Source organism: Streptococcus parasanguinis, assembly GCF_040908565.1.
In the GTDB taxonomy this organism is placed as follows: Bacteria; Bacillota; Bacilli; order Lactobacillales; family Streptococcaceae; genus Streptococcus; species Streptococcus parasanguinis_AC.
Genome location: NZ_JBDGEA010000029.1, coordinates 1 through 15,844, shown reverse-complemented (window position 1 = coordinate 15,844; position 15,844 = coordinate 1). Strand labels below are relative to the sequence as shown.

Here is a 15,844-nt window from a genome sequence, read left to right as displayed (position 1 = left end):
AAAGCTGATGAAATCAGCGTAGTAGAGCCCACTCAACCACTGCGTCTTGCTCGACAATCCAAAAACAATTGAGAGGCCAGGACTTTTGTCCCAGCCTCTTTTTTTCCTAAAAAATGTAGCGAAATCGTAAACTAACAGAAAATTGTTTGAAATGCAAAGAATTGCATATATTTATTATAATATAATTGTAGGAGCCGAGTGAATCCACTATTGATAGGTCCATAGAAAAGTTAATTATGGGTAAAAAGGTATAAAAACGCAAAATCGAAAGCGCTTGCAAAAGAGGTGAAAAAAAGATAGACTTAAGGTATAAAAAATAGGGGATGCTCCCTTTTTCTATAAAGGAACATTCAAACATAAAGGAGATTTGCCATGAAGAAATGGTTGTTTAAACTAGCTTTGATAGCGATGACGTTCTTACTCCTACCAATTCAAGCCGTTCAGGCCTGCTGTGGATTTATCATTGGTCGCCAGTTGACCAAGGATGGGACCACTCTCTTTGGTCGGACAGAGGACTACCCTTATTATCCAAATGGTGGAAAACACAACAAAAACTATGTTGTGGTCGATGCTAAGACTTATAACGAGGGAGATCAGATCGAGGATGAATCCAACGGATTCACCTACCCGCATGCTGCCAGTGAAATGAAATATACCGCGACCTATGACTCTGCTCGTGGTGACGGTAGTAACGGTGCTTTCGGGGAACACGGTTTTAATGAAGCCGGTGTATCCATGACTGCGACAGTAACAGCAATCCCAAATAAGAAAGTCTTGACAACGGATCCTTTGAAAGAGAATGGCCTACCAGAAGCAGCTATGCTAGATGTGATTTTGCCACGTGTTAAAACTGCCCGTGAAGGGGTTGAATTACTGGCCAAAGTCATCGAAGAAAAAGGTTCAGCTGAAGGGAATGTGGTTGTCTTTGCAGACCAAAATGAAACTTGGTATATGGAAATTCTATCTGGTCACCAATATGTAGCGGTGAAGGTGCCAGAAGATAAATATGCAGTTTTTGCCAATACCTACTACCTTGGCCATGTAGACTTGAATGACACTGAAAATGTCATTGCCTCTAAAGATGTCGAAAAAGTAGCCAAGGAATCTGGCAACTACAAGACTGATAAAGATGGCAATTTCCATATTGCTAAATCTTATGGACCAGAAAAATATGCTGAAGGGGACCGCTCACGGACCTATGCAGGTATCACCTTACTAGATCCAGACTCTAAAGTCACTTATGAGGATGATGAGTATGAGCTCTTCCGTTCACCAACCGATCCAAACAAAAAATACACCTTAGAAGATGCTTTTGCTTTGCAACGGAACCGTTTTGAACACTTAAATGGACGCTTCGTGCCAGATGATCAAATTGGTGTTAAGAAACAAGGTGATGATGGTAGCAACGATACTGTTCGTAAAGACCAATACAAATATGCTTTAGGAAACGAAAATGTGATCGATGCCCATGTCTATCAAATCAATCCAAACCTTCCAAAATCATTTGGTGGAACTGTATGGATCGGCATGGGGCCTTCACGGAATACCCCTTATGTTCCATTCTATGGAAATGTAAAAGATACTTACGAAGCTTTTAAACCTCAAACGGCTACTTATGATCCAAATTCATGGTATTGGACAGTTTGGCACATCGACCAAATGGCCATCAATAACCAAGATCTCTTTGGGAAATCGATTCAAAATCACTGGAAAGCACTAGAAGAACAGCTCATTATTGAACAAAAAGTGAGCGATGCAAAATACGCTGCCTTGAAAGCTGATGAAGCTGCAGCAAAAGCAGTTGAAGATAAGGTGACTGAGGATGCTTTAGCTCGGTCTGAACGTCTCTTCAAACAATTCAAGCAATATGAGTCTGAATTATCTGCAACTCTTAAAGAAGCAGGTCGTACAGATGATCCATACCGAGCATCTTTACCAGATGACTTCAAGGATCCAACAGAGTCAAGCACCGAGCCAAGTAAGGAAGAAACGAAGCCAAGCACCGAAGCAAGTACAGAACCAAGCAAGGCAGAAACGAAACCAAGCACTGAGTCAAGCACCGAGCCAAGTAAGGAAGAAACGACCCCAAGCACCGAAGCAAGTACAGAACCAAGCAAGGAAGAAACGAAACCAAGCACCGAATCAAGTACAGAACCAAGCAAGGCAGAAACGAAACCAAGCACTGAGTCAAGTACAGAACCAAGTAAGGAAGAAACGAAACCAAGCACCGAAGCAAGTACAGAGCCAAGCAAGGAAGAAACAACACCAAGTCGTACAACTACTGTTGTTCCTACAAATAGTAACAGTGTTAGTACCGTTGGTCGCCCAGTTTTACCAACAAATTCATATATTTTAGTAGACCAGGCAACAGGTATCGTCTTGCAAAACCCTGATTTTGCTCAAGGTGGCTATAGTCTCCTTGTTGAAGTTTTGAAAGATGTCAAAGAACTAGCTGGTAAAGAGTACAAGGCATATAATATTCAATTATCGAACCAAAATAATCCTATACATCAAATTAGTCCAACTGTTGTGACCATTCCAGTAAATAGCCAAAAAGAAGTAGAAGCAGTTTATGGTATCGGTGAAAATGGTCAATTGGAATCCTTCCAATTCCAACTAAATGAAGATAAGTCAGCCGTAACATTTACAACCTCTCATTTCTCAACTTATGGTGTAGTTTATAAATCTGCAGCAAAAATTGAAGAGAAGAAAGGTGAGAAAAAATTACCATCAACCGGTCAAAGTATTTCCATTGCGACGATGGTAGGCGGAGTTCTTTTGACAGTTTTTGGATTTGGCTACTACATCGAAAAACGTAGAACCCATTAAACGATACAGTTTATAAGATACAACAAAAAAAGGAAGTGAGAATGAAATCTCTCTTCCTTCTTTTTTAGTCTGCAGTTTGTTCAGATGATTCTAATTGTTTTCCAAGATCAATGATATATTGTTTGAGGTCATCTTTTACTTGAGGATGTTTCAAAGCATAATCAATCGATGTTTTCATAAAACCAAACTTGTCACCTACATCGTAGCGTTGACCTTTAAATTCACGGGCAAAGACTCGTTGGGTCTTATTGAGGGTGTCGATCGCATCCGTCAATTGAATTTCATTGCCGGCACCTGGTTCTTGATTTGCAAGAATATCAAAGATTTCAGGAGTCAAGAGGTAGCGTCCGATAATAGCGAGATCACTTGGAGCATCCTCTGGATTTGGCTTTTCGACAAACGTTTCAACGCTATAAAGACCATTGATACCTTCGCCTTGAGGTGCGATCACACCGTAAGAAGAAACCTCTTCGTGAGGGACTTCCATCACAGCGATGGTTGACGCATGAGTTTCATCGTAGTCGTTCATCAATTGTTTGGTCAATGGTAAGGCATCATCATTAGTGATGTCCATCAGATCATCTCCCAACATAACGACAAAAGGCTCGTTTCCAACAAAGGCCTTGGCTTGAAGAACAGCGTCCCCTAAACCTCGAGGGTGACTTTGGCGGATGAAATGAAGATTGATCGCTGTTGTATCATTGACCAACTTGAGTAAGTCAGTCTTGCCTTTTTGCTCGAGATTGTATTCCAATTCGAAGTTAGAATCGAAATGGTCTTCGATCGAACGTTTAGCCTTCCCTGTTACGACAAGGATTTCTTCAATCCCAGATTTCAGAGCCTCTTCTACGATGAATTGGATCGTAGGTTTGTCAACGATTGGCAACATTTCTTTTGCCAAAGCTTTGGTAGCTGGGAGGAAGCGTGTCCCCAAACCAGCCGCAGGAATGACTGCTTTTCTAACTTTAGTCATATAGTTTCCTTTCTAAAAGGTATGATTCATTATAGGGTGGTTGACTTATTTCCACTCGTTTTCTTCTTTAAATTCATTGCTCATCATGTGGTGGATGGCTTCGCGGATATCTTTTCCTTCATAGATGACTTGGTAAATGGCTTGTGTAATTGGCATGTAGACATCCAATTCTTGCGCCAGTTCATGGGCGACTTTGGTCGTAGAGATCCCTTCAATGATCATGCCCATGTTGGCTTCGATGTCTTCCAATTTTTCGCCACGTCCGAGAGCATCCCCAGCTCGCCAGTTGCGGGAGTGAACAGAAGTACCAGTAACGATCAAGTCACCAACCCCAGACAAACCGCTATAGGTCAAGGGGCTAGCTCCTAGCTTAACGCCAAGGCGCGTGATTTCAGCGAGACCGCGCGTGATGATAGCTGCTTTGGCATTGTCACCATAACCAAGACCGTGCAGGGCCCCAGCTCCGACAGCGATGATATTCTTCAAGGCTCCAGCAGTTTCCACTCCGATGACATCTGTATTGGTATAGAGGCGGAAGTAATGGTTGCTAAAGAGTTCTTGAACATAGCGTGCGGCTTCTAAATCTATTGAGGCAGCTGTAATGAGGGTGATGTCCCGTACGATAGTTTCTTCGGCGTGACTAGGTCCAGAAACGACCACCACCTCGCTGCGAAGAGAAGCAGGAATTTCTTCTTCAAGGATTTGAGAAATTCGATCGTGTGTACCAGGTTCTAGTCCCTTGGAAGCATGCATGACTGTTACAGGGTGATCTAGTGTTTCAGCGACTTGTTTCGCCACCAAACGGGTCACCTTTGTAGGAACGACAAAGAGGATAGCGTCCACACCATCCAAAGCTGCTTTCAAATCAGTCGTAGCAGTGATGTCTTCGCTAATAACGATGTCTTTGAAATAGCGTTGATTGGTATGAGCGGTATTGATTTCATCGATTTGTTCTTGGATATTTCCCCAGAGACGGACTTCATGGCCGTTATCATTGAGGACTTGTGAAAGGGCTGTTCCCCATGAACCAGGACCCAATACTGCAACGGTTTGTTTTTCCATTGTATTCTCCTTCGTGAAGATTTCATTTCTATTTTACCATACTATAGGAAAAAAAGCTTTGGAATCTAGCTGAAATTCATAGGAAAAGCAAATAATATGATAATTGAAAGAATCTTGATAATTTTAGTAGATGATGCTTGCATTTATATGCTGAATATAGTAAAATTTTTTTCGTATATTACTCTAATTAGTGATATATAGGAGAAACAAAAAGAAAAAAGGAGTTTATGATGAAAAAAAGCTTAAAAATAATACTGACCTTAGTATTAGTTTTAGCTAGTGTCTTTGGTTTGTCCAAAATTCGGTCGGCCCATGCTGATGGCTCAACAGGAAAGATCCAAATTACAAGTAAAACGATCACACCTGCTAAGTCACCCGTGGACCAGTACACGGACATTAAGGTTGATCTAACTTTCAATGTTCCGAACGGGGTTAAATCTGGGGATCAAGCGGTCATTGCCCTCCCTCAGAATCTAAAATTCATCTCGGATCAAACATTTGATGTAATGAGTCCGGATGGTCAATCAGTGGTTGCAAAAGCAGTCATTAATGCTGCAAATAAAACCATCACCTTGACCTATGAAGATTATGTGGAAAAGAAATCAAATATTTCAGGAAGCATGTTCTTTGCAGTTCGGGTAGAGCCTGCAACCGAGTCTCCAAGCAAGGTGCCAATCACCTTGAATGTGGACAATAATCCTGTCCCTGTAGGAAAAGTTGACTTTGTAGTTGACCCAGGGAATGCTGAAAAGACCTTGGACAAGGTTAGCTGGGGGACAGAAACCTTAGCAGATGGCAGCATCACACGTCAATATGAAGTGCGTGTCAATGCAGCGAATGCGCCGTTAACTGAAGCGGTTGTATCTGACCAATTGCAAACAGAAGGAATGAGCTACGTAGAAGATTCCTTTGTGATTAAAAAAGGGAATTGGGTCGTTAACAGTTCGCATAAATTAGATTTAAAAAATGGGCAAGTCGTTAACATGCCAGTTGAGTTTGGAGCAGATAAGAAGAGCTTCAACGTCAGCCTGGGAAATGTATCCCAAGGCGAAGGTTACTTGATTGTCTATAAGGTGAAGATTCCTTATACCCCTGCAAATGGGGAAAAGTTCCTCAATAATGTAAGCTTGAAGGCTCAAAAAGTTACTGAAACGAAGAGCAACCCATTCGTTTATCAAACTGCTGGTGGGGAAGCCCAAGGTTATACCTTCTCCATCAACCTCAAGAAAGTTGATAGCCAAGATGAAAACACTGCTTTAGCAGGTGCTGAATTTAACGTGATCCGAGTTGCAACAGGTGCTGTTGTCGGTAAGTTGACAACCAATGCAAAGGGAGAAGCAAGTATTGGTGGCTTGTTGAACACAGCTTACCAATTAGTTGAAACAAAAGCTCCAGAAGGATATGAATTGGATGCAACTCCAATTGATGTTAAAGCAGAAGATTTTGGAACAACAAAATCAGCTCTTAAAACAGTTACAAATAAGAAAATTGTCAAAGAACCGACACCAACCAGTGCGGTCATCGAATTAGATAAGTCCCTTACAGGTCGTGACTTGGTAGACGGCGAGTTTAGCTTTGAATTGTACGAAGGTGCAAATAAACTTCAAACTGTCACCAACAAATCTGGCAAAGTAACCTTTGAATCTATTTCTTACACAGCAGAAGGTGAACACACTTATACTGTGAAGGAAGTAAAAGGCGACAATGCTACGATTACTTACGATGCTTCTGAAAAACAAGTGACTGTTAAAGTCACTCGTGATGGAGATGCCTTGAAGGCAGAAGTCGTCTATCCAGAAAGCAAAACATTTACCAATGCCTTCACACCAAACGCAACAACTGCAACAATTGAGTTGACAAAAGAGTTGACAGGTCGTGACTTGGTAGACGGTGAGTTTAGCTTTGAATTGTACGAAGGTGCAAACAAACTTCAAACTGTTACTAACAAAGCTGGTAAAGTAAGCTTTGATGCGATTTCTTACACAGCAGAAGGTGAACACACTTATACTGTGAAGGAAGTGAAGGGAACTACCCCAGGTATCACATACGATACAGCCGAAAAACAAGTCACCGTTAAGGTAACAAAAGATGGAGACAACCTAAAAGCAACAGTTGTCTATCCAGAAAGCAAGGTCTTTGCAAATACTTACTCAGCTCCAAGTCCAGCAAAAGCTCAGATTTCAGCGAGCAAGATTTTAGAAGGCCGTGCCTTGAAGGATGGCGAATTCAGCTTTACCTTGTTGGATGAAGCTGGAAAAGTCCTTCAAACAAAACAAAATGCTGCAGATGGTTCCGTAGCCTTTGATGAAATTTCTTATTCACAAGAAGATGCAGGAAAAACGTTCCACTACACGATTAAGGAAGTGATCCCTTCATCTCAAGAAAAAGGAATGACCTACGACCAAGCGAGCATCGAAGTGACAGTAACGGTTACGAAAGATGAAGCAAGCAATACCATCAACGCTACAGTGGCCTATGGTGAAAAGAAATCCTTTATCAATACTTTTGTGACAAGTGAAATCCCACCAACACCACCAGTAGTTGAAAAACCAGAAGCTAAACTTTATACCATCCAACTTCACAAGGTCAATGGTGAAGGTCAAGCTCTAGCAGGTGCTGTATTTGGTCTCTTTGAAGCCGATGGTACTACTCCTGTAGCGAATCCTTATGGAGAAGGGCAAGCAACTGCTACTTCATCAGATGAAGAAGGTAAGAAGGGGCTTGTAACCTTTACGGGATTGGAAGCAAAAGATTATGTAGTGAGAGAGCTTACAGCTCCAGACGGTTACCAACTATCAACAGATGTGATTAAAGTTTCTGCTAGCGAGTTGAAAGCTGCGACTAACCTCGTCGTAGACAAAGGAACAGTGGTCAACAAACCATTCACTTCAATTCCTCCAACTCCTCCAACTGTTGACAAACCTGAATTGAAGCTTTATAGCATTCAGTTACATAAAGTCAACAATGAAGGTAAACCACTTGTTGGTGCCGTATTCGGTCTCTTCGAAGCCGACGGTACGACTCCTGTAGCAAATCCTTATGGAGAAGGTCAAGCAACTGCTACTTCAGATGCGAACGGTCTTGTAACCTTTACAGGATTAGAAGCAAAAGATTATGTAGTGAGAGAGCTTACAGCTCCAGACGGTTACCAATTATCAGATGAAGTCATCAAGGTCGCAGCTAGTGATTTGGTTGCTTCAAACAGTGTAGTGGATAAAGGAAATGTGGTGAATAAACCATTTACTTCTATCCCACCAACTCCTCCGACTATTGCCAAACCTGAGTTAAAACTGTACAACATCCAATTGCATAAGGTGAATAAAGAAGGTAAAGCACTTGCAGGAGCTGTCTTTGGACTCTTTGAAGCAGATGGAACAACTCCGGTAGCTAATCCATACGGTGAAGGGCAAGCAACTGTATCTTCGGATGCAGATGGTCTTGTAACCTTCATAGGATTTGAAGCAAGAGATTATGTCATCAAGGAGTTAACAGCGCCAATTGGCTACCAACTATTAACGAATCCAATCACTGTTACAGCGGAAGACTATGTACAAGCTACAGACTTGGTTGTAGATAAAGGAAATGTAGTTAATGAACTAACACCTCCGACACCGCCAACTCCTCCAACTAATCCTCCAACTCCTCCAACTAATCCTCCAACTCCACCAACTACCCCATCAACAGACAAACCAAAAGGTGATAAGCCTTCTGGAAGTCAACCAAAAGAAGATAAGAAACATACTCTTCCTTCTACAGGTGAAACAGTGAGCGAGGGACTAGTGGCTGCAGGATTTGCTTTGGCAGTAGCTGGAAGCGCCTTGGTTTACAAAAAACGTGAAAATTAATTTCTAAAACAGGTTTTGTTCTAGCCCTGCTAGACAAACCTGTTTTTTTACGCGATAAATATTATTTATCATCTCCTTTAAAAATACATATTAGACACTATCACTAATGAGTGGTAAGATAAGTAGTAGTTAAAATGAAGGAGGAATGAATATGTGCAGAACAATTGTCGGAGTATCCGCTAATCTCTGTCCGGTGGACCCGGAAGGGAAAAACCTTCATTCCTCCGTGTCTAGTCAGTTTGCGGAAGGAATCCGTCAAGCAGGTGGACTTCCAATGGTCATCCCGATGGGGGATCCTTCCTTAGTTAAGGACTATGTTGAAACGATTGACAAATTGATCTTAAGTGGAGGCCAAAATGTCGATCCTAGTCTCTATGGTGAAGAAAAAACCATCGAGAGCAATGATTACAATATCGAACGGGATCAATTTGAGCTTGCCTTACTAAAGGAAGCAGTACGCCAAAACAAACCGGTTCTAGGAATTTGCCGTGGGGTTCAGTTGATCAATGTGGCTTTTGGAGGAACACTCAACCAAGAGATCGAAGGGCATTGGCAAGGACTTCCGTTTGGGACTTCTCATTCTATCCAGACTAAAAAAGGCAGTGTGGTAGAGCAGCTTTTTGGACAGGCCAGTCGGATTAATTCCGTGCACCGTCAAAGCATCAAGGATCTCGCACCGAATTTCCGTGCGACCGCCTTTGATCCGCGCGATCACACCATCGAAGCCATTGAAGCTATAGATGGTCATCGCATTATGGGCTTGCAGTGGCACCCAGAATACTTGGTTAATGAAGAAAAAGGGAATTTAGAACTCTTCCGTTATTTGTTGCAAGAGTTATAATGAAGTTAGAGATTGGACTTGAGCCGATCTCTTTTTGTGTCTTAGAAAGGACGCAAAAATACCGGAAATAAGATCAGAAAACAGGACGGTCATCAATAAAAAAACAGGTCCATCTAGCAATGCTAGATGAAAACCTGTTTTAGAATTATTCGTGGCGTTTTTTAGCAACGAGCATGCTTCCAGCACCTGCAAGGGCAAGACCTGCTGCAACAAGTCCAGTACTTACTGTTTCACCAGTAGAAGGAAGACCTTGTTTCTTACCTTCTTTTGATTGTTTACCAGAAGGATGATTTCCTTTAGGTTTATCAGTCGAAGGTGTTGGAGGTGTTGAAGGAGTAGTTGGCGGAGTTGGAGGTGTCTTCGTGTTAACGACATTTCCTTTATCTACTACAAAGTTTGTAGATTTCACATAGTCTTCCACTGTAACAGTGATTGGATCGCTCAACAATTGATAGCCAGCTGGGGCTGTCAATTCCTTGATAACATAATCTCTTGCTTCAAATCCAATGAAAGTTACAAGACCATGCTCATCAGAAGTAGCAGTCGCTTGTCCTTCTCCATAAGGGTTGGCAACTGGTGTGACACCATCAGCTTCAAAGAGACCGAATACAGCGCCTGCAAGAGCATTTCCATCTGCGTCCACTTTATGCAACTGAATATTGTAAAGTTTTAATTTAGGTTTATCAACAGTTGGAGGAGTTGGTGGAATTGAAGTAAACGGTTTGTTAACGACATTTCCTTTATCTACTACACTGTTTGAAGCAACCAAATCACTAGCTGCGATCTTGATGACTTCATCTGATAATTGGTAACCGTCTGGAGCTGTAAGCTCTCTCACTACATAATCTTTTGCTTCTAATCCTGTAAATGTTACAAGACCATTCGCATCTGAAGTCGCAGTCGCTTGACCTTCTCCATATGGGTTGGCAACTGGAGTTGTACCATCTGCCTCAAAGAGTCCAAAGACAGCTCCAACAAGTGGTTTCCCTTCATTGTTGACTTTATGTAATTGAATGCTGTAAAGTTTCAATTCAGGTTTATCAACAGTTGGAGGAGTTGGCGGAATTGAAGTGAATGGTTTGTTGACCACTGTTCCTTTGTCTACGACGAGGTTAGTCGCAGCTTTCAACTCGCTAGCAGAAACTTTAATCACATCTGTTGATAGTTGATAACCAGATGGGGCTGTCAGTTCTTTGATAACATAATCTCTTGCTTCCAATCCTGTAAAGGTTACAAGCCCCTTCTTACCTTCTTCATCTGATGAAGTAGCTGTCGCTTGACCTGCACCATAAGGATTTGCTACAGGAGTAGTACCATCGGCTTCAAAGAGACCAAATACAGCACCTGCAAGAGCATTTCCATCTGCGTTAGCTTTGTGCAATTGAATGTTGTAGAGTTTCAATTCAGGTTTGTCAACAGTTGGAGGAGTTGGCGGAATTGAAGTGGTTACCAATTTGTTAGTGAAGGATGTCTTATCACCATATGCCACAGAAGCTTTGAGTGTATTGCTTGCATCATCTTTTGTGACAGTTACAGTCACATCAATATTTCCTTCGTCGTAGGTCATTCCTTTTGCTTTGCTTTCAGGAATGACTTCTTTGATCGTGTAGTGGAAAGTTTTTCCTGCGTCCTCTGATGAATAAGAAAGGTCATCAAAGGCTACCATACCATCTGCATCATTTTGTTTTGTTTGAAGAACTTTTCCGGTTTCATCCAACAATTGGAAATTGAATTCACCATTCTTCAATTCAGCACCTTCTAAAATCTTGCTAGCTGAAATTTTAGCTTTTGCTGGTTTAGGAGCTGTATAAGTATTTTTGAAGGCTTTATTTTCTGGATAAGCCACATCTGCTTTCAGGTTGTCGCCATCTTTTTTCACCTTAACAGTTACTTGTTTATCAGTCTTGTCATAGGTAATACCTGGGGTATTTCCAGCTACTTCCTTAACAGTGTAAGTGTGTTCACCTTCTTCGGTGTACTCAATTGGTGCAAATGTTACTTTTCCGTTTTTGTTTGTAACAGTTTGAAGCTTGTTAGCACCCTCGTACAATTCAAAGCTGAATTCGCCATCCGTTAGATCACGACCGGTAAGAGTTTTATCAAGTTCGATGGTAGCTTTTGTTTCTTTTGGCTTATCTTTCGGATTCACAATCGTTTTCGTTACTGAATGATCAGCACCAAAATCTTCAACATTAACTACAGTATCAGCTTTTTTAATGATATGACCTGAAGGGGCTTCAATTTCAGTTAAGATATATTTATCTTTTAAGAGTTTTCCAACAGCAATATTACCATTTTCATCTGATTCAAACTCACCAATGACTTGATTATTAGCTTGACGAACAACTCTAAACTTAGCACCTTTAAGTGGTTGGTTAGCATCATCGACTTTATGAATGTTGATTGAGTAAACATAACCAAGACCAGCACCACCAGGAATTTGAACGGCTGCAGCATTCGTTATATTTTTGGTTTCAATACCTATACCTTTAAGAGTTGCTTCATTTTTCAAGACTTCTCCGTCGGCAGGGTCATAATTTAAACGAACATTATAAGCAATACGATATTGGTCATTTTCAGTAACATCACCTAAATCGATAACAAATGATCGACCATCTTCGCTAATTGTAATCTTATGTTGGTCTGTTACATCAACTCTATCAGAGAATACCCATTCACCAGCATCAAAAGAGAATTTACCTTTAATAATTTTAATGCTATCTTTTACGTATGAAGCATTCGTAAATTGTAAGTGATCTTCGAGTGTGGCATTCTTAATATTTTGCTTTGTACGATTGACAGAAATCGTGTATTGAATTTCCCTTTGGTCCCCTGCGTTTACCCAACTAGTCTTTGTTAAAAGTCTTGGATTTCCGTCGCCGACACCAGTAAATGAAACTTTACCAGCAACTTTTGTTTCGTTGTTAATGGTGATTTCTATTGGAATCTCACCTTTTTGTGGGTGTTTTTTGAAATCGATACGAGCGTAAAAGAAGAATGATCCGCTTGTATCGGAGTGTTTTTCAACATAATCCGTATAGGTAATTGTAATGGATTTATTATCTGGGTTTACTTTAGCATTTGCGATAACTTCATTCGTATTTATATCTTTAATTTGAAACGTACTTGAAGTAATCATCAAAGCATCTGGAACAGTAATTACAGTTGAATCTCCTGCTTTAACATTTTTTCCAGACAAATCAAAATCAGCGTTGATTCGGAAGGTTGCCCATTGTTGCAAGTCCCAGTCGAGAACTCCGCCTTCATTGTTGGATACTTTGATATTTGAAATCGTATCCACGAATTTACCAGTAACGGTTACTCCGGGTGTCTCGGCTGATGTTTTGGTCAGGCTAAGAGTGAAGAGAACCGTTAATAAAGCAAGGATAAATGCAAAAATTTTGACATTTTTTTTCTTATCCATTTTATCTACCCCTTTTTTCATAAAATCCTATTCCCACTATACAATATGGTCAAACTGGTCGAGATCTGTATCCGCTCCGTAAGATCTCAAGTTTCCAAATTGAATCTTGAGAAAGACCTCCATATATTTGTTTTAGTAAGAAAAATATTTTAGTTTTAAAATTATTCCCTACAAAGGGAATTATAGCAAAAATGATGAGTAGCTTCAAGCTAAAAAGGGCGATTTTTGGCATAAATCATATATTAAAATAAATTTTCATTAACTTACTATTATTTTCAGAAAGCATACACGAAACTATCAATAATTATCCAAATAAACTAAAAAAATACGAATAGTAGTATAGGGGAGACGCTAGGCCAAAGTGATGGTATAATAGAAGAGATAGAAACTATTTAGAATGAAAGAGGAATTACGATGACAAAAATTCGTGGCTTTGAACTTGTATCAAGCTATACCAATCAGGACTTGCTGCCAAAACGGGAGACGGCCCATGCGGCTGGCTATGATTTGAAGGTAGCCGAGCGCACAGTGATTGCTCCCGGGGAAATCGTCCTCATCCCAACTGGGGTCAAGGCTTATATGCAAGCGGGTGAGGTGCTCTATCTCTATGACCGTTCCTCTAACCCTCGCAAAAAAGGCCTGGTCTTGATCAACTCTGTGGGTGTTATTGATGGAGACTACTATGGCAACCCAGGAAATGAAGGCCATATCTTTGCTCAGATGAAAAATATTACGGACCAAGAAGTCGTCCTTGAAGTTGGGGAACGCGTGGTTCAAGCTGTCTTTGCACCATTTTTAATCGCAGATGGAGATGAAGCAGACGGAGTTCGTACTGGTGGATTTGGGTCAACAGGGCACTAAGATGAAGATTATCTTTGTACGTCATGGAGAGCCAGATTACCGTGAGTTAGAGGAGCGTTCCTATACTGGATTCGGGATAGATTTGGCGCCCTTATCTGAGAAAGGAAGACAACAAGCTCAGGAACTTTGCCAAAACCCCTTGTTCCAATCAGCTGATCTGCTAGTAGCTTCAGCAGTGACGCGAGCATTAGAAACAGCTTCTTATCTGGCTTGTGCTACTGGCCTTCCTTTGAGGGTAGAGCCTTTATTGCACGAATGGCAGGTTTATGAAACAGGTATAGAGAACTTTGAAACAGCTAGATGTCTGTTTTTAGAAAACAAGGGGGAGTTGCTCCCGAATTCTCCTGTTCAATATGAGACAGCTGTAGAGATGAAGTCTCGTTTTCTAGAATGCATGGCTAAGTATCGGGAATATCAAACTGTGGTAGTTGTAACCCATCGCATGCTCATGCGTCAATTTGTACCGAATGAAACTATTGATTTTTGCCAAGTGATTGAGTGTGAGATAGAGATTTAGAAGGAGAATTATTATAGCAAAGAAAAAAACGACATTTATTTGTCAAAATTGTGCCTACAATTCACCCAAATACCTAGGGCGCTGTCCCAACTGTGGTTCTTGGTCTTCCTTTGTGGAGGAAATCGAAGTCGCAGAGGTCAAGAATGCGCGTGTGTCCTTGACAGGTGAAAAGACCAAACCCATGAAACTGGCGGATGTGACCTCCATCAATGTCCATCGTACCAAGACGGAGATGGAGGAATTCAACCGCGTACTTGGAGGCGGTGTCGTCCCAGGGAGTCTCGTTCTCATCGGTGGAGATCCGGGGATTGGGAAATCGACCCTGCTCCTCCAAGTATCGACCCAGTTGTCTCAAGTAGGAACGGTTCTCTATGTCAGTGGAGAGGAGTCGGCCCAGCAGATCAAGCTTCGGGCAGAGCGATTGGGAGATATCGATAGCGAGTTTTACCTCTATGCTGAGACCAATATGCAGAGTGTGCGAGCAGAGGTAGAGCGGATCCAACCTGACTTTCTTATCATCGACTCGATCCAGACCATTATGTCTCCGGAGATTTCAGGGGTCCAAGGATCGGTTTCTCAGGTGCGCGAGGTGACGGCTGAGCTCATGCAGTTGGCTAAGACCAATAACATTGCTATCTTTATCGTGGGGCATGTAACTAAGGAAGGAACCTTGGCAGGTCCTCGGATGCTGGAACATATGGTGGATACAGTGCTTTACTTTGAAGGGGAACGCCATCACACTTTCCGGATCCTGAGAGCGGTCAAAAATCGTTTTGGTTCCACTAATGAAATCGGGATTTTCGAGATGCAATCAGGTGGACTGGTTGAGGTTCTCAATCCGAGTCAAGTTTTCCTAGAAGAGCGTTTAGACGGTGCGACTGGCTCGTCCATCGTTGTGACAATGGAAGGGACGCGTCCGATTTTGGCGGAGGTGCAGGCCTTGGTGACACCGACCATGTTTGGAAATGCCAAGCGGACGACAACGGGGCTTGATTTCAATCGGGCCAGTCTCATCATGGCGGTGCTAGAAAAACGCGCAGGTTTACTCCTTCAAAATCAGGATGCCTACCTCAAGTCTGCAGGTGGTGTCAAGTTGGATGAGCCAGCTATCGACCTAGCCGTAGCCGTAGCCATTGCTTCCAGCTACAAGGACAAGCCAACCAACCCGCAAGAGTGTTTCGTTGGAGAGTTGGGCTTGACCGGAGAAGTCCGCCGAGTCAATCGGATCGAGCAACGGATCAATGAAGCTGCTAAACTCGGTTTTACCAAGATTTATGTACCTAAAAATTCTCTGACGGGGATCACGACACCATCAGGGATCGAAGTGGTCGGTGTGAATACACTGTCTGAAGTCTTAAAGAAAGTATTTTAATAGAAGAAAAGAGGCTGGGACAAAAATCCTAGCCTCTCAATTATTTTTGGATTGTCGAGCAAGACGCAGTGGTTGAGTGGGCTCTACTACGCTGATTTCATCAGCTTTTACAGCCCTACT

At 41.8% G+C, this 15,844-nt stretch carries 9 protein-coding genes; 6 read left to right on the top strand and 3 right to left on the bottom strand.

Features of this window, described 5'->3' with window-relative positions; genetic code table 11:
- Window positions 1-372: 372 nt before the first annotated feature.
- Window positions 373-2,829 carry a C69 family dipeptidase gene (locus tag AB5Y61_RS10370; RefSeq protein WP_368404097.1) on the top strand — a complete coding sequence of 819 codons (2,457 nt, stop codon included), beginning with the start codon at window positions 373-375 and terminating at the stop codon, window positions 2,827-2,829.
- 64 nt (window positions 2,830-2,893) lie between these two features.
- Here the strand turns inward: AB5Y61_RS10370 and galU are convergent, their stop codons facing one another.
- Both galU and AB5Y61_RS10360 read right to left on the bottom strand, forming a co-directional pair.
- Window positions 2,894-3,802, bottom strand: coding sequence for a UTP--glucose-1-phosphate uridylyltransferase GalU (galU, locus tag AB5Y61_RS10365; protein ID WP_368404096.1), 909 nt, complete (start codon window positions 3,800-3,802; stop codon window positions 2,894-2,896).
- 45 nt (window positions 3,803-3,847) lie between these two features.
- The gene (locus AB5Y61_RS10360) at window positions 3,848-4,864 is read right to left on the bottom strand and encodes an NAD(P)H-dependent glycerol-3-phosphate dehydrogenase (protein WP_023919779.1); all 1,017 of its coding nucleotides are present in this window, start codon (window positions 4,862-4,864) and stop codon (window positions 3,848-3,850) included.
- Window positions 4,865-5,094: 230 nt separating this feature from the next.
- Here AB5Y61_RS10360 and AB5Y61_RS10355 point away from each other — a divergent pair, with 230 nt between their 5' ends.
- Together AB5Y61_RS10355 and AB5Y61_RS10350 are read left to right on the top strand one after the other, a co-directional pair.
- A complete protein-coding gene (locus tag AB5Y61_RS10355) occupies window positions 5,095-8,709 on the top strand; it encodes a SpaA isopeptide-forming pilin-related protein (protein ID WP_368404095.1) in 3,615 nt (1,204 codons plus the stop codon).
- A 151-nt stretch (window positions 8,710-8,860) separates the two neighbouring features.
- Window positions 8,861-9,550: a gamma-glutamyl-gamma-aminobutyrate hydrolase family protein gene (locus AB5Y61_RS10350; protein ID WP_368404094.1), complete on the top strand. Its 690-nt coding sequence runs from the start codon at window positions 8,861-8,863 to the stop codon at window positions 9,548-9,550.
- Window positions 9,551-9,695: 145 nt separating this feature from the next.
- Here the strand turns inward: AB5Y61_RS10350 and AB5Y61_RS10345 are convergent, their stop codons facing one another.
- Window positions 9,696-12,974 (bottom strand): SpaA isopeptide-forming pilin-related protein, encoded by a 3,279-nt coding sequence (locus AB5Y61_RS10345; RefSeq protein ID WP_368404093.1) that lies wholly within the window; start codon window positions 12,972-12,974, stop codon window positions 9,696-9,698.
- A gap of 414 nt (window positions 12,975-13,388) precedes the next feature.
- On the opposite strand from AB5Y61_RS10345, the gene AB5Y61_RS10340 reads away from it, so the two are divergent.
- From AB5Y61_RS10340 to radA, 3 genes are read left to right on the top strand one after another with little or no spacing between them, the layout of a single operon-like run.
- The gene (locus tag AB5Y61_RS10340) at window positions 13,389-13,835 is read left to right on the top strand and encodes a dUTP diphosphatase (protein WP_368404092.1); all 447 of its coding nucleotides are present in this window, start codon (window positions 13,389-13,391) and stop codon (window positions 13,833-13,835) included.
- Window positions 13,786-14,352: a histidine phosphatase family protein gene (locus tag AB5Y61_RS10335; protein WP_368404091.1), complete on the top strand. Its 567-nt coding sequence runs from the start codon at window positions 13,786-13,788 to the stop codon at window positions 14,350-14,352. Before AB5Y61_RS10340 ends, AB5Y61_RS10335 begins: the two co-directional genes overlap by 50 nt.
- A gap of 10 nt (window positions 14,353-14,362) precedes the next feature.
- The gene (radA, locus tag AB5Y61_RS10330) at window positions 14,363-15,724 is read left to right on the top strand and encodes a DNA repair protein RadA (RefSeq protein ID WP_368404098.1); all 1,362 of its coding nucleotides are present in this window, start codon (window positions 14,363-14,365) and stop codon (window positions 15,722-15,724) included.
- The last annotated feature ends 120 nt before the right edge of the window (window positions 15,725-15,844 follow it).